We start from the raw sequence: 16,584 nt of genomic DNA, 5'->3' as shown, positions 1-16,584 counted from the left end.
CCCATTCTAATCCTGCTTTTAGTAGTGCGCTACCTATACCTTGGTTTTGTAATTCTGGATGAACGGCCAGCGGTGCTAAACTCAATACTGGTAGTTGTTCTGCACCTACCAAGTCAATATAGCTAAACATTATATAACCAACTACAGTATTTTCAATTTCTGCAACTAAAGAAAGTTCGGGTATATATCCGTTAGATGAACGAATGATTTGGACAAGTTTAGCTTCTTTTTCGCCGCCAAAAGCTAGTGTATTTACTTCTGTTATAGTTGGATAATCTACGATATTTTCAGGACGAATATTCATAGTCAAATTGTATTATTTATGAAAGTGTATGATTGGATTGTAGTTGGTGCTGGAATTACAGGTGCTGCACTTGCTTATGAACTGGCAAAAATCGGCTTTTCTGTACTGTTGTTAGAACAAAACAAAACACCAGAAAATGCTACTCGCTATAGTTATGGTGGGATTGCTTATTGGTCTGGTACAACACCAATTGCACACCAACTGTGTCAAGAAGCGATCGCTCGTTATCAAATCCTCACCCAAGAATTAGATGCTGATATCCAATTTCGTGAATTAGATTTATTACTAACTATCGCTAATGGTACTGATCCACAGGTAGCCGTTGCATCCTATTCTCATCTTACCACACCACCCCAGCTATTAAGTATTCAAGAAGCTTGTGATTTAGAACCTCTGCTCAATAAAAATGCCATATCTGGTGCTTTAACTATCAAACATGGTCATGTCCACCCAGAAAAAATCACACAAGCATACATTCAATCCTTTCTGCGTCTGGGGGGAGAAATACAGTTTAATCAAGTATTAGAACCTATACAAATTATTCCTGGTGAGAAAAGTTTTAGAGGTGTGAAAACAACTACCTCAACCTTCTACAGTGACAAGATAGTCATTTGTGCTGGTGGAATGAGTCGAAAATTCCTAAAATCGGCTGGTATTCCCATTAAAATCTATTTTTCTCATGCAGAAATAATTGAAATTCCATCTGTGGATCTGCGGTTACGCACTTTAGTAACATCAGCTAATTTACAACGCTTGCAATTAGAAACTGCATCAACTCAAGTCGATCAATTATGGGATCAATTTGGTGAACTAGTACCACCAATTTTAGATGTAGGTGCAGTACAGTTTCTTGATGGCAGTTTGCGTTTAGGTCAAATTAGCCGCATTCTCACAGATCCTCATACCCAAATTAACCCAGCAGAAAGTGAAAAGTGGTTGCGAACAAGTATCACGCACATATTACCAGCTTTGGGCAATTTGCGGGGGAATTGGCATCATTGTTTAGTAGCATTTACTTCAGATAAATTACCTTTAATTGGTGCTATTCCCAAAGTTGAAAATATTCATATTTTTTCTGGTTTTAGCAGTCCTTTTGTTTTTGTTCCACCTTTAGCAGAACGCTTTGCTAAATCTCTATCTGGACAGGAAGATGACATTATTAATAAATTAGTAATTGCTAGTTCGTCATTGGTCTGAATTCTGCTGTATCATTTGTCTAAATCTATTAATTTAGCTGCTTCTTGTAAAAGCTGTTTCTGTTCCTGATGAATTAATTCTAAACGCTGAGAAATTTCTAATAATCTTTTTTGTTTATCATCAGAAATAATGGTATCTACATCTGTAAATTTTGGGTTGCCTTTAACCGCTTTATTTAAGGATAAAAAACTTGTTGTAATTAAAACTCTTAATAACTGGAAGGGAACTTTTAACAGTGACCAACTAGCGGTTTCAATTAAACGGACAATTCCTTTAATAATGCTAAAAATCAAGGCAATTATCAACAGTAGAATAACTACACTAATAATGGGGTGATTAATTATCCAACTGAAAATTTGCAAAAATTGTGCAAATGCAGGATGTTCGCTTACCAAATCTTGCAGATAGGCATTAATAGCATTTTCAACTGCTCCTGATGTATTATTCTTAATTTCTGTAACTGCTTGCCAACTATTTCCTAAAGAATCTTCAGCTTGATCTAAAGTATTTGTGATAGTATTAATTGCCCTATCAGTGGTTTGCTCTGCTGTTTTTTTGAAAGACTGCTCAAATTCTTGCGCTGATTTTTTCCAAGAGTTAACATTATCTTTTATTGTTTGCCAGCTTGGCCAAACTGCTTCCTCCAGGTTTGTATTAATGGGCAATTCCATATCATCATCCTATTGTTTTTGTGAATATATAAAGGCACAAATTCCCAATTTATCAAATAAGTTGGAAATCTGTGATTAATGAACATTTGCACTAACAATAAACAGATTGGGGAGTTATTTGATAATCTAATTTTTGCTCAAAACTTATTTCTGTTTTTGTTTTTTGCAACCAATCCTCAATCAGATAAGGTGGCATTGCTTTAGAAAATAAATAACCTTGTCCATATTTGCATCCGAGCGATCGCAAAAGTTGCATTTGTGAAATTGTTTCCACACCTTCAGCAATCACATCTAAACCTAGTGTGTTGGCTAAAGTAATAATTGCTGTCACAATGCCTAGATTTTTTTCGTCTTCTATGCGGGAGATAAAAGAGCGATCAATTTTCAAAATATCAATAGGCAAATCTCGTAAATAAGACAGAGAAGAATAACCAGTACCAAAATCATCAATACAAATTTGGATACCTGCGGCGCGAAACTCCTGTAAACAAGTAATAATTTTCTGTGTATTATTCATCAGCGCACTCTCTGTAATTTCTAATTTGAGAGTGACATGATGTAAACCAAGACACTGATATTGATGAATAATATGAGGAACAACATCTGGTTCATTTAACTGTACACCTGAAATATTTACCGACAAACTCAGAGGTAGATGATCCAAAAACTGATCTTGCCAGATAGTCATCTGACGACAAGCTGTTTTTAAAATCGATTCACCCAGGGGAATAATTAGCCCAGTTTGTTCCGCTAAAGGAATAAATGTAGCTGGTGAAATCCATCCCTGTTGGGGATGTTTCCAACGAATTAAAGCTTCAAATCCCGCCGCTTGATAAATATTTAAGTCTACAATTGGCTGATAAAAAAGTTCTAATTGCTGATCACTAATTGCTCGTCTCAGTTCAGTTTCCATCTGTAATCGTTCTAAAGCTGCTGTCTGCATACTGTGTTTGTAGACAACAGTGGGATATTGTAATCCCTGTTCCTTAGCATTGTAATTGGCAATTTCCGCTGCCCGCAAAAACTCTTCTGGTTCATGAAAATTAGCCCGATAGTCTACTATCCCAATTGTAATTGAGGCATAAATTACAAAACCTTCTAAATCAAACGGCGGATCTATCAGTTGATGCAGTTCGGTTGTGATAGTTGCTATCTCATCTACATGATTAAGATTAGTGAGGATTAATGCAAATTCATCCTTGCCAACTCTGGCTAAAAAGTCACCAGAAGCTAAGTTTGTTTGTAGCCGTTTTCCTAGTTCAATTAATAGTTGTTCACTTTTAAGATGCCCAAAACCATATTTAATTTGACGATACTGATCAATATCTATAAATACTACTGCAAATTTAACAGCATTATCTATATTTTTTTGCAGAAAATTTAGGAAAGCATGGCGATTAGGTAAGCCGGTTAATTGATCATAAAATGCTAAAAAATGTACCTTTTCCAATGCTTGTTTGCGTTCACATCTTACCTTGGCTTCCCGTAATTCCCTTTCTATAACTGGCGCTAGTCTAGTTAAATTATGCTTGAGTAAATAATCATGAGCGCCATTTCTCATTAATTTAACTGCTATTTCTTCACCAATAGAACCGGATACCACAATAAAAGGAGTATCTAATTTCCGTTGTTTAAATAAATCAAGGGCAGCCACAGCACTAAATTGGGGCATGAAATAGTCTGTTAAAATTACATCCCATTCTTCAAAATCTAGCGCATCTGTCATTGCTTCAGCAGTATCAACTTGTTTGTAAACTACATGATAATTTGCTGCTTCTAGTTCCAAGACTATTAATTCAGCATCATCTAAGTTGTCTTCAACAATGAGAATCCTGAGTTGAGATTTCATAAATAAATATTATGTTATGGGGTTATGGGAGGAGGATTGTTGAGAACTAACCAATACCTGCCTATCTGTTTCATAGCATTCACAAACTGGTCATAATCCACAGGTTTGCGAATATAACTGTTACAGCCCAAACCATAGCCTTGTAGTCGATCACTCTCTTCCAGAGAGGTCGTCAGAATCACAATAGGTAACAACTTAGTTCGATCATTAGCTCTAATTTGCCGAAGAACTTCTAAACCGCTGATACGGGGTAGCTGCAAATCTAGCAAAATTAAATCAGGTAGGGTTTCTAATCTATTGTCTGCAAATAGATAATTTATTGCTTCAACGCCGTCTCTAGCAATTACGACGTTTTTTTTCAGCCCAGTTTGCTCAAATGCAAGCAATGTTAACTCTACATCATCAGGGTTATCCTCAACAATTAACAAGGTTGATTTTTGAAGCATAATGGTTGAAAGACAAATAGTTTATACAAACCATTCTCCTTTTTTTAACACAAAAACTAACTTTGTAGGGTGAAATAAAAAGTTGCACCTTCATCAACTACTGCACTTGCCCACACATCACCACCATGACGGTTAATAATTCGTTGCACAGTGGCTAAACCAATGCCTGTTCCTGGGAATTCTTCGACAGAGTGAAGGCGTTGAAAAGCTTGAAACAGCTTATTTGCATAAGTTTGATCAAAACCAACTCCGTTATCTCTGATTATGTAGGTTAAGTAATCACTTTCTTTACTCTCAGAGTTCAGAGAGGTTAGTTCAATTGTTGCCTGTGTTTTTTTAGATGTAAACTTCCAAGCGTTATTTAGTAGGTTTTCCATGACAATTCTTAATAGTTGGTAATCACCTTGAACAATCAGATCAGGAGAAATCAGCCATTCAACCTGTCGTACTGGTTCACTTTCATTCAGTTGTTCAGCTATTTCTTGGGCGATCGCACTGAGGTTAACATGAGTAAGCTGCATTTGGGAACGTGTGACTCGTGAAAGTTGCAGCAAATCATCAATTAGCTCCCCCATGCGCTGTGTTCCAGCCCTAATCCGAGTTAAATAATGTTGACCTCGATCATCTAATTGATCTGTGTAACGCTCCAGCAATGTCCTACTAAAACCATCTATCCCACGTAAAGGGGCGCGGAGGTCATGGGAAACTGAGTAAGAAAAGGCTTCTAGTTCTTTGTTAATGGCTGTAAGTTGGGCGGTACGCTGCTGCACTCGTTCCTCCAGTTCCTCATTCAGTTGCCTAATTTCTAATTCCGCTTGTTTGCGATTTGTGATATCCGCAGCTATGCCTACATGACGTAATATTTGCCCAGATTGACTATAAACAGGAAAAACACGGGCAGAAATCCAGCGAATATCACCATCAGGACGAATGATCCGATATTCTTCTTCCAGAGGTTTTCCCTGAATCAAACGCTCGCAAGCAGCAAAGAGGCGATCGCGATCATCTGGGTGCATGGACTCACCCCAAGATTCTGGTTTTTGGTATACACTTTCACAACTTTTTCCCCATATTATTTCATAGCCAGGGCTGATATATATTAACTCGCTCAGATCAGCAGAGTTGATATGAAAGACTTCACGAATATTTTCGGCTATTTCCCGAAACTTGGCCTCACTCTCCCTGAGTGCTTCTTCTGTTTCTTTTAAGGATGTAATTTCAGTGATAAATCCTTGAATGGTTTGCGAGTTTCCATCAATTGATGTTTCTATGCCTTTTTCCCACAACCATTTTTTGTGACCGCAAGAAGTATGAATGCGATACTCTACCTCATAGGCAGTTTTATTATTGATAGCTGTTTGAATTGCCGCGACAATTTTCGGTAAATCTTCTCGCACAATCAAATTTTGTAATGAGCATTTTTGCTCACTTTGGCATAGTTCTTTTTTGCATTCACCGATAATAAAAAAATAACCATCACTGACACTATCAATTGACCAATTATGATTAAAACTGCGGGAAAAAACAATTCCGGGTAAGGTATTAATCAGATTCGATAACTGATGACGGCTTTCTATTAATGCCTGATTTGCACACTCTAATTGATGTGTCCGCTCATATACTTTGGCTTCTAAATTATCATTATATTCTTGCAATGCTTGTTGGAGATTTTGATATTTCTTGTCTATATTATTTAAGTATCTGGAAGTCCACCAAACTACTCCACCAAGAACAAGGATATTGATAATTACTCGAAGCACAAATCCTAACTCCATAGGGATGAAATCACTGCGATAAGCTGATAAAAATAACCCTGAAGTTAAAATGGGAATAGCGATGACTAAAGGCAAGAGATTACGAGCAATAATTCCTCCCAGATAAGGACTCATTACTTCCTGCATCCAGCCATGTTGAGAACTAGCTAGTAAAATTCCTGAACTCAATAATATAAAGGCAATGCTAGTATGCAAGGCCATACCAGTAAAAGATTCTAAGTGATAGAAACTACTAATTTTAAATACATAGCCAACTAAGCCCAAAACAGCAATCAAAAAACTAGCAAATGCTAAACTTTGAGCAATGCTTGTTAACCTATACCATGCCAAAATTAAGGCTAAACCTAGCCAGAAAAAACAGAGGGCTGTATTTGGTGCCATACGTCCAGCATAGGATGTGGCGATAGCATTTTCTTCTTCTTTAATCAGCAGTTGATCAATTCCTAAATTAACATGAAAGCCATATTGAATGAGTGTTAATAAGCCAATTATCGCTACGATTACTGCTAATATCTGGGAGATTAATTGCAGATATGATTTTTTCTGGGGATGATTTTGATCCCACAACCAAAGAGACATACCACTAAGAAAAAAACTTAAAGCAGTGTTTACTTTCATTGTTACTAATCCAGGCAGAACACTCTTCAAAAATGGCAAATTAAATATCCATCCTAGTAAAACCACAAAACCAATTAAGGCTGTAGTAATACTGAGTTTATAGGCAAGATTACGAACTATAAAATCAAGTTTTAGATGATCAGTCTGTGTTCTGGTCATGGGAATTTAACCTAGATCAAAATACTAGAAAAACTTTGGATATCCACTCAATTATCAAAATTTTGTGCTTTTTAGGTATCAAAATTAATCAAACTACATTGAATTATCAGGAGCAATATATCTTTAGTCATAACTACTATCTATCATTCGGTATATTTTTTGGAAACCAGTAAGAATTCAGGTGAGGCGATCAGATCCCCGACTTCTGAGATCAATTTATCATTTATGGACACAATAAACAAAAGAAGTCGGGGATCTGGATATGAACTATTGCTATACCTGAATACTTACGGAAACCATATTTTATATTTTACTTAACTAATTCTTAATCATGATTAAATCAAAAAATGAAGAGATGAGCTTGAAAACAAACTCATCTCTGTTAAAAACTAATTAGCAAACAAATCTAAGTCTGTGACTGCACCGACACTACTAGAAGCGACCAGTTTGGCATATTTGGCTAACACGCCCTTAGTATAACGTGGTGCGGGAGGTTGCCAGTTAGCACGACGACTAACTAATTCTGCATCTGATACATTTATTTGCAATAGTCGAGCATTAGCATCAATGGTGATACTGTCACCTTCTACTACTAAAGCGATATTACCACCCACTGCGGCTTCTGGAGCGACGTGTCCAACTACCATCCCATAAGTACCACCAGAAAAGCGCCCATCAGTAATTAAACCGACTGAATCGCCTAAACCAGCACCAATAATGGCTGAGGTGGGAGCAAGCATTTCCCGCATCCCTGGTCCACCTTTGGGTCCTTCGTAACGGATGATAATTACATCACCAGCTTTGATTTTCCCTGCCAAAATTGCATCTAAACAAGATTCTTCAGATTCAAATACTCTTGCAGGTCCAGTTATTGCAGGTTTTTTCACACCTGTAATCTTAGCAACTGCACCTTCAGTAGCCAGATTGCCTTTGAGAATTGCTAAATGTCCTTGGGCATACATAGGACGATCCCAAGGACGAATTACATCTTGATCGCTACGTGGTTCTGCGGGGATATCTGCTAGAACTTCGGCTACAGTTTGTCCAGAGATAGTCAGACAGTCACCATGTAGTAAATCATGAGTTAGTAGCATTTTCATGACTTGAGGAATACCACCAGCTTTGTGTAAGTCTGTGGCTACATACTTGCCACTAGGTTTCAAATCGCACAAAACTGGTACACGTCCGCGAATAGTTTCAAAATCGTCTAAATTTAGTTCTACACCAGCAGCACGAGCGATCGCCAAAAAATGTAAAACTGCATTGGTAGAACCACCAACCGCCATAATTACAGATATGGCGTTTTCGATAGATTTACGGGTGATGATCTGCCGGGGTAATATCTGCTTACGGATAGCTTCGACTAAAACAAAGGCGGATTTTTCCGTACTGTCAGCTTTTTCGGCATCTTCTGCGGCCATGGTCGAGGAATAGGGTAAACTCATTCCCATCGCTTCAAAAGCGGAAGACATGGTGTTAGCTGTGAACATCCCCCCACAAGAACCAGCACCAGGACAAGCACTGCGTTCAACTGCTAAAAGTTCATTTTCGTCAATTTTACCGGCGCTGTATTGGCCAACGGCTTCAAAGGAACTAACAACAGTTAAATCTTTACCATCGTAGTGACCGGGTTTAATTGTTCCACCATAAACAAAGATAGCTGGGATATTCATCCGTGCCATGGCTAACATTGCCCCTGGCATATTTTTATCACAACCACCAATGGCCAATACCCCATCCATACTTTGTCCAGTACAGGCGGTTTCAATGGAGTCCGCGATTACTTCCCGCGACACTAGGGAATATTTCATCCCTTCAGTCCCCATGGAAATACCATCACTAATAGTAATAGTACCGAATATTTGGGGCATTGCACCAGCAGTTTTTACACCTATCTCTGCCCTTTGTGCTAATTTGTTAATCCCCATGTTACAAGGGGTGATGGTGCTATAACCATTGGCAATACCGACTATGGCTTTGTTAAAATCTGCATCTTGGAAACCAACAGCCCGCAGCATAGCCCGATTAGGCGATCGCTGTACACCCTGAGTTACTACTTGACTCTTTAAATTTTCTGGCATCTATCTTTGTTCCGATGATTACGATTTTTGTAGATAATTATTCTCTCAAAGTTTTGTCATTAGTTATTAGTCATTTCACTGATCACTGAATCCCCAAATCTCCTATTTCCAATTTCCTAAAAAGGCAGAAATTGCAGTAATACCGAACCCAAACTCCCGACAAAATCCATAAAACTAGGTTTACCACTTCTCACGTTTTCTGTGTATGGTGTTTTCAGTTCCAAAATAAAAGCTTGTGCTGTTTGTAATCCTTCCGTATTTTTTTGCTCTTCAAAAAGCTTTGCTGCTATTTGGGCATCTTCTAAGGCGCTTTTTCTATCTAATGTTTGGTAACTAGCTACACCACGGGATAAGTACGCACCTGCATAATCTGGTTTGAGCGCGATCGCTTGACTAAAATAATCAATAGCTGGTTTAAGATTGCCTTTTTCTGCTGCTGTTACACCCCAACTATAAAATTCTTCTGGTTTAGCAATTTGCAAGGGTATACCTACTGCACCTTGGAAGTTTGTACCATTCAGGTTAGCATCAGCTAATTCTACATTCATTAAATAGGTATTTCTCAAATCAGCACCTGTGAGATTTGCGCCACTGAGTTTAGCACCAGTTAAGTTCACCCCAAATAAACTCGCACCAGTCAAGTTTGCACCCCGTAAATCAGCACCACTCAAGTTAGCACGACTGAGGTTAGAACCAGCGAGATTCGCACCGCTTAAATTAGCTCCTGATAAGTCAGCCATAACTAAACCAGCATTATGAAGGTTGCAGTTAGGACATTTATTAGTTGCTAATAACTGTTTTATGTATTCATAGTTTGAAGCTTGCGCGGTCAATGGCAAGCTGATGGTAAGTAAAAATGCTACTGTGGTAATAATTCGGCTTTTCATACTCAGTGCCATAATATATCTTAATCAGGAATCAATGGTAACTTAACCTAGATTCATACTGAACCGATGATATGAGTAATTTGAGCTAATTTACCACAGTATTTGTCTCTATTACCGATTTGGATTTGATCTCAGTTCTGTATTTTTGTTAAGTTGAGTTAATGTAAGAACTCCATGCTCAGATAAAGGAGCTTGTGCCATGTCTTTTTTGGTATTAGACCAGCCCGGATCTGTAAATAGGCTGAAGCTAAATGTTAAGATAGATGCTAATAATAGTTTTTCCAGCATAAACGCCACTCCTCATAATCACCAAGTAATAACTTAATAGTTTATAAATTTGGAAATGATTTACTTGACTATAAATTAACTTTTCATTTAATCAAGTAACAGTGACTACTATATTAGAATTTAGGTGATTAATATCACAACAGTATGTTTACTCGATTTGCATTTTCTCAATTCTTGTTCATATTTTATTGTGTAAACTGATTTGTTTCTGTTTTTTAGATAACACTATTTAGATATCTATTGAGATATCTATACCCAATGACATAAATATAATTTACTCCGGGAGATTGATGAATCTCACGCCCAAAAAAGTATTAATAGATAAGGCTATTGTAAACATTCAGCCTATGCCTAACAGCAGAAACAAGAATTGAGTGGATAAAAGTAGATAAATTTTCTTTCTGTTTTCTTTGTGTCCAGAAAAAACGGATTCACAAACCCACGCTGATCGACAAGAAGCTTTTACTCCTATCCAGTTTGAGCTAACTACTGACAGATGATAACTGAATGCTTACGAGTTATTGCCTTAAACACATTGGGAAATGATTTTTTATAGTTGTTTGGAGGAATATCAAATATGATCACAAATGTACATAAGCGTGGAGTAGGCGTATTTCCTAATCTCCATGATGTTGAACAGGCGTTATATGAATTGAGACACTCAGGTTTTCCGATGGACAGAGTTTCTGTGATCGCTAAACATCAAGAAGACGGAGACGAAATTGCTGGTCATAAAGTCCATGAGAAGGTTGATAATCAGGCTGAAGAAGGTGCAGCCAGGGGAGCAGTTTCTGGTGGTGTTGTGGGTGGTATAACTGGCTTATTAGTGGGATTGGGAACTTTAGCTATTCCGGGAATAGGTCCAATTATGTTGGCTGGAGCGACAGCAACTGCTTTAGTTACAACTCTTGCTGGTGTTGGTATTGGTGCAGCAGCAGGTGGTTTAATTGGTGCTTTGATTGGTTTAGGAATTCCCGAAGAAAGAGCCAAAGTTTATCACGAAAGAGTGGAAAGAGGAGAATATTTAGTTATCATCGATGGGACAGAGTCAGAAATTGCTAGAGCTAGAGAAATTCTTCATCGCTGGAAGATTGAAGAGTTTGAAGTTTATGATCAACCAGATGTTAAACAGCCAACCAAGAATGTTATAGCTGAGAATGTGGTTGTTCGTGAAGATGTGGCTGTTGATAAATATGCGATTGGTTATTTTTCCCTGTTACAAAATGCAGAAGCTGCTATTAATGATTTAAGAAATGCGGGTTTTTCCTTAAGTCAAATTGCTTTAATTCACAAAGAACGCCAACACCGGGATGCCTTCAAGGGAATTAATTTGAGTGATAGCGAAGCGCTACTGCAAGCAGATCGCGTTGACTCTACTCGCTTCAATATTCCTGATCAGCGAACTCGATTCTACAATGAACGCATCCAGCAAGGCGATTATATTCTGATCGTTAGTGGTACAGATGCTGATATCCACCGAGTAGCAACTATTATCAACCGGCATGGGATTAAAGAGTGGCAAGTTTACGAATCAAATGGTCATGTAAATGCACCTTTGCAAACCAGCAAAAGAGCGATTGGTGTATTTTCCCATCGCCGTGACGCAGAAGCCGCACTGAGAGAATTACAAAATGCTGGTTTTTCCATGAACCAAGTTTCCCTGATTGCTAAAGACATCAACAACAGTGGACCAAGAAATCTAGAGACAGGTAATAAAGCAGACGAGGGGCTAAAAGCAGGTGCGGCTACTGGTGGTGCTATCGGTGGTTTAGGTGGTTTATTAGTTGGTTTGGGAACTTTAGCAATTCCTGGAGTCGGACCTGTAATGGCTGGTGGTGCTGTGGCGACTGCTTTAGCTACAACCTTAACAGGTGGTGCTGTGGGTGCAGCAGTGGGAGGTATTGGAGGGGGATTGGTGGGTTTAGGAATTCCTGAAGAAGAAGCGCGAGTTTATAGCGATCGCTTCCAAAAAGGCCATTACTTAGTCATTGTTGATGGTACACAAGCACAAATTCACCATGCGGAAACAATTCTCAAAGGTTTGGGAATTGAAGAATTTGCTATTTATGATGCCCATGAGGTCAGCAAACATCAACCCAGTTTTGAACCAGTCAGACATACGGAAACAGTTCACAGCACGGTGGACAGAGAATCACCTGTAATTATTCTTGATCACCGTCAAACAACCCTATAATTCCCATCTTATTTCACCCAATCTGAGGAGCAATAATATTAAAATTTTGCTTAAAATTTTGCTCCTACTTCTTCACAAAAAATCAATAATCATGTTCTTCACATCTATATCAAGAAATAAAGCAATGAAAAAGCTAACTTCATTCTTAATTGGTTCGCTTTTACTTTTCAGTGCTGCTTGTGATAATGCAGCCAAGACAAGTGTGAATGCACCCGAACCTGGAGAAGCTCCAGTAACTCCAGCCTCACAAACAACACAAGCTGCAAAAGAAGATGCTCAAAGTGAACTTCGCAGAAGACAACTCAATGCTGATATTCGCGCTCGTGAAGAGCGAAATCTGGTTACTGGTGATCTTACAGAGAGAGCGGCTGCGGATTTATCCAGTGAAGTCCGATCTAAATTAGAGGCTAATATTCCCGGTGGTCAATTAACAGTTAAGGCCGCTAAAGATGGCACAGTTACCGTATCAGGAACTGTTAATAATCAAGAGCAATTGGCTAAAATTGAACCTTTATCCAAAGAAATTAATGGCGTGAAAAATGTAATTGTCAAAGCGACTGTTTTACCACCAAAAAGCTAAAGCCGCTAACAATTAATATCCCTAAAGCAGGGAACAGGGAACAGAGTTGAAAGTCTTTTAGTGTATGGATTTTTAACGTTAATTGTGTATCTCATTCAAGTGCATACCCCTATAATTCGCCAGACATAAATAAATGTTTATAGCCAAGAATCAGTAATCAAGATACAAACTGAAACATTTTTGACTTGGTATTCTGAGCCGAGACTGTTATATTTATTTACGTCCAGTCAGTTATCAACACTGTTGTGCCAAATTGCAAACATTATGGAAACTCAACAACAGCAATCAGAGCCAGTCACTTCCATCTCACCACAGGGGGGTTTATCCCTTGAAGGTGCAGAAACTAGGAATTTGCCCAAATTACCGCCAGGTACAGCACCTGCGAGCCAATGGCAGCGAATTAGTAGACAGATTGTTGAATTCTTAGACCAACTGCCAGATTATCTAGGTAGTTTTTTTGACAAAAACCAGCAAGCTATCTTAACTATTGTTTTAATCTTGTCTGCATTTGTCACTGTGAAGGTAGTGATCGCCGTTTTAGATGCTGTTAATGGCGTGCCATTACTAGCTTCCATTTTTGAGATAATTGGCATATTTTATGCCATCTGGTTTACTTTCCGTTATCTCATCAAAGCTGAAAATCGGCAAGAATTATCCCTCAAGGTTAGTTCATTTAAACAACAACTTTTGGGTTAAGAATTTTCAGATTCAATAAGATAAATCTATTCGCTGATTTAATGTAGGGCTGCTTTTGTCTACCCTACATTTTTTTATCAATTTATTGACTGAGATTGCGCCAATTTTTTTTGACTTTTTCGTTTCTGTTTCTGTGTCTGGCGTTGTGATTTATTTAGCTAAAAATAATAGTATAGGACTTACGCAATTGTCACACTAAAAATCTGTTGTAGGGTGCGTCAGACTGCATAAATACTGCAAATAAACAAATTGTTGATATCTGACGCACCCTACCAATGTGTTAGTTGCGTAAGTCGTGTAGTAGTTGCAAATAGGGAGCAACGCGATTTTGTTAGGTCGGGTAAAAATGTACTTTTAGCTACACCCAATTCAGGTATCACTAAAAACTATCAATCGCGTTGCTCCCAGTATGGTTTAGATGTATTTTTTCTACTATTGTCTATAAATTGATTATAAATTAAGTTATTTAACCTTGAAGAAGATTTGCTATTTCATCTGCTGTGGAAGTACCTTCAATCATTTCTTGGAAATACTGATTTAATGACTTTTTTCTACTAATTGTGTTTAAAATAATTTTATCATGCTGGAAATGTTCAACAACTTGCTTTGCTAAAATAAATTCTCGTGAATTTTTACCACAAAAATCTGAGTTATGAGCGCGAAAAGTTAGGATATAAATTAAAGATAAGAAAGCATTTTGTTTATATTGATAATCGAAATTTCTATAATTATTCGTCAACAAATAATTCATTATCATTATAAAATGTTCTTGATATTTAAAAAATGATACTGTTGAATTAAAATTGTAATACCAAAGCAAAATTCTTCCATATCCCCATAGGTACTGACTTTTTTGTAGATTGTACTGAGAATCAAATAAACTGAAATATTGACGTTGTAATTCTCCATTTACTGCTATTCTCGCTAGACATTGTACATATTCATTTGAGAACTTGACATTTCCATATCTAACTTTACTATCAATATTTGATTGTAATTGAAAAAATAATCTATCTGATGATAGGTGTTCTGAAAACTGATATAGTTTACCTATTAAAATAATTCCATCTACTAACAAATCTTTTTTTTCATTAGTTAAAGGTTGATTAGATGTGAGTATGTTGCATACAATATCAACCAACCTGGAAAGGTTTGCTTGATTTAATTGCGCTATTAGTTGAATTACAACTGTCTCACTTGATGAAATATCTATAAACTGTAATAAATCAGGTTGTTGATGTATTTTGGACTTAAACCGCTTAATACTTGTATTTAGAACATTATAATTATTTTTTTGAACATTTTGACTAGTAATTTTATTTAATCCACTAGCAATTCCAGTTAAATCTTTTATCAATTCTTGAAAATCACTACGTCTTTCTAATTTTTCAATTTGATCTAATGATCTTTGCTGACGATTCGCTGTAATTTGTTCAGGTAAAATATGACTATAATATTTATGAATGCCATTATTTGTCTGTTGTCTATTGACGAAGCTAGTCTTGATTTTATACTTATTTTCTAAATCCATAACGTTGAGTTCTGGAAAAGAACCAGGTTGTAAATTAAACTGAATCTGAACACGAGTTTCTTCTGTTCCTTGGTAGTTCTCAATTTCTATTTTATAATCTTGCGCTGTATCATTTATACAATAATCTTTACCATTAACTCGAATAGGTAAATTAGCGTTATTTCTGCCTTGTGGAATACGGACAAAATTTTGATTTAAACTAGGGATAGTTCCAATTAATATTGTAGGTTTACCTTCATAAGAAATAACATCTTTTTTATCAGATAATTTAATCCATTCTTCTTTACCATCAATATCAATTTTAAATTCAATTTCATCCAAAGAAATCGCAAATAAAGGAAAATTTAAATTATTCTTGTCTTTCCAGATTTGTGGAAACTGTTGATTATTTGGTTGAAGAATAATGAAATTAGGTAAATGTGTATTAATTTCTACAAAAATATTATATTGACTCACTAATACAAACTGATATTGAGAATATTGATTTGCTATTTGCTGAAGATCACGAAAATTAATTTGCTCACAAACAATATTAGCAATTTCTGATATTACTATATTAATTTGTTTATAATAAATCTGTTGATTGTGCTTAATTTCAATAATTAAATCTACAGATTGTTGATTTCCACAAGATTGAATAAATTGTAAAAAATTAATCTTTTGCAAATAATCAGATAAATGATCAACCATTTCTACATTTATTAATAATGCAGGAAATTGATTTAATAAACTTTGAGATACTGCATTACAAATATTTTTATATATTGTTTGACAGTCAAAAATATTATTAGATAATATTTTATTCTTGGTATCAAGAATAGGAATTTGATAAGGACTATTTTCGGTTTGTGTTAACCTGACAGGAATTAAATTAGAAATACCAAAATTATCTAAATCAAGAAATATCAATGGTTTAGTAATTTGATGTTGATGAATTTCGGTATAATGATTCCAATAGTGGTAAGCACTGCTGTATAAGTAACCGTCACCACGTCCTAAAATATTACTGTTACTCAGTGTCATTAAATCTAATGTATCACTGATAATAAATAAGCGTTTTTGTTCTCCCGTAGTTAATTCATTTCCTATAGATGAATAATTTAAGGGTGCGGAATTAATAGTTAGTTTTGATGAACGATGGTTATTAATAATTGGTGCTGCTAAATAACGATTTTCAGTATATTTATCTAATAATGCTTTGTATTTTTCTCTGGAGTCAGGAATTGATTGATATGGTGAATTTTGAAATATGTGAGTATATTGGCAAGCATCAATATAGGATTCCAAATTGAATAATGTAGTCATAGT

13 protein-coding genes are annotated in these 16,584 nt (G+C 36.5%); 4 read left to right on the top strand and 9 right to left on the bottom strand.

Annotated elements, in window-relative coordinates:
* Positions 1-304: N-acetyltransferase (locus VB694_RS08660; RefSeq protein WP_323359905.1), on the bottom strand; the 304-nt coding region annotated here is incomplete at its 3' end.
* 18 nt (positions 305-322) lie between these two features.
* Here VB694_RS08660 and VB694_RS08655 point away from each other — a divergent pair.
* Positions 323-1,501: an FAD-binding oxidoreductase gene (locus VB694_RS08655; RefSeq protein WP_323359904.1), complete on the top strand. Its 1,179-nt coding sequence runs from the start codon at positions 323-325 to the stop codon at positions 1,499-1,501.
* A gap of 11 nt (positions 1,502-1,512) precedes the next feature.
* Here the strand turns inward: VB694_RS08655 and VB694_RS08650 are convergent, their stop codons facing one another.
* From VB694_RS08650 to VB694_RS08620, 7 genes are all read right to left on the bottom strand, one after another.
* Positions 1,513-2,172 (bottom strand): hypothetical protein, encoded by a 660-nt coding sequence (locus tag VB694_RS08650; RefSeq protein ID WP_323359903.1) that lies wholly within the window; start codon positions 2,170-2,172, stop codon positions 1,513-1,515.
* A 91-nt stretch (positions 2,173-2,263) separates the two neighbouring features.
* Positions 2,264-4,021: a putative bifunctional diguanylate cyclase/phosphodiesterase gene (locus VB694_RS08645; RefSeq protein WP_323359902.1), complete on the bottom strand. Its 1,758-nt coding sequence runs from the start codon at positions 4,019-4,021 to the stop codon at positions 2,264-2,266.
* A gap of 14 nt (positions 4,022-4,035) precedes the next feature.
* A complete protein-coding gene (locus VB694_RS08640) occupies positions 4,036-4,467 on the bottom strand; it encodes a response regulator (protein ID WP_323359901.1) in 432 nt (143 codons plus the stop codon).
* A 56-nt stretch (positions 4,468-4,523) separates the two neighbouring features.
* Positions 4,524-7,019 (bottom strand): PAS domain-containing protein, encoded by a 2,496-nt coding sequence (locus VB694_RS08635; protein ID WP_323359900.1) that lies wholly within the window; start codon positions 7,017-7,019, stop codon positions 4,524-4,526.
* A gap of 389 nt (positions 7,020-7,408) precedes the next feature.
* On the bottom strand, positions 7,409-9,100 hold the full coding sequence (gene ilvD / locus VB694_RS08630) for a dihydroxy-acid dehydratase (protein WP_323359899.1): 1,692 nt from the start codon (positions 9,098-9,100) through the stop codon (positions 7,409-7,411).
* Between the two features lie 116 nt (positions 9,101-9,216).
* Positions 9,217-9,987, bottom strand: coding sequence for a pentapeptide repeat-containing protein (locus VB694_RS08625; protein ID WP_323359911.1), 771 nt, complete (start codon positions 9,985-9,987; stop codon positions 9,217-9,219).
* Between the two features lie 111 nt (positions 9,988-10,098).
* Entirely contained in the window at positions 10,099-10,275 is a 177-nt protein-coding gene (locus tag VB694_RS08620) for a hypothetical protein (protein ID WP_323359898.1), read from the bottom strand.
* A 577-nt stretch (positions 10,276-10,852) separates the two neighbouring features.
* Between VB694_RS08620 and VB694_RS08615 the strand changes: the two genes are divergently transcribed.
* The 3 genes from VB694_RS08615 to VB694_RS08605 all read left to right on the top strand — a co-directional run bounded on the left by VB694_RS08615 (position 10,853) and on the right by VB694_RS08605 (position 13,745).
* A complete protein-coding gene (locus VB694_RS08615) occupies positions 10,853-12,469 on the top strand; it encodes a histidine kinase (protein WP_323359897.1) in 1,617 nt (538 codons plus the stop codon).
* 124 nt (positions 12,470-12,593) lie between these two features.
* Positions 12,594-13,049 (top strand): BON domain-containing protein, encoded by a 456-nt coding sequence (locus VB694_RS08610; RefSeq protein WP_323359896.1) that lies wholly within the window; start codon positions 12,594-12,596, stop codon positions 13,047-13,049.
* Positions 13,050-13,313: 264 nt separating this feature from the next.
* Complete coding sequence (locus VB694_RS08605) at positions 13,314-13,745, top strand: CAAD domain-containing protein (RefSeq protein WP_323359895.1); 432 nt, start codon at positions 13,314-13,316, stop codon at positions 13,743-13,745.
* Between the two features lie 466 nt (positions 13,746-14,211).
* Here VB694_RS08605 and VB694_RS08600 read toward each other — a convergent pair whose 3' ends face one another.
* Positions 14,212-16,581, bottom strand: a complete 2,370-nt coding sequence (locus VB694_RS08600) for a hypothetical protein (RefSeq protein WP_323359894.1) — start codon at positions 16,579-16,581, stop codon at positions 14,212-14,214.
* Between the last annotated feature and the right edge of the window lie 3 nt (positions 16,582-16,584).

Source organism: Anabaena sp. UHCC 0451 (assembly GCF_034931405.1).
Lineage (GTDB): Bacteria > Cyanobacteriota > Cyanobacteriia > Cyanobacteriales > Nostocaceae > RDYJ01.
Note: the sequence above shows the minus strand (reverse complement) of the source record. Positions and strands in the feature narration are given on the sequence as shown.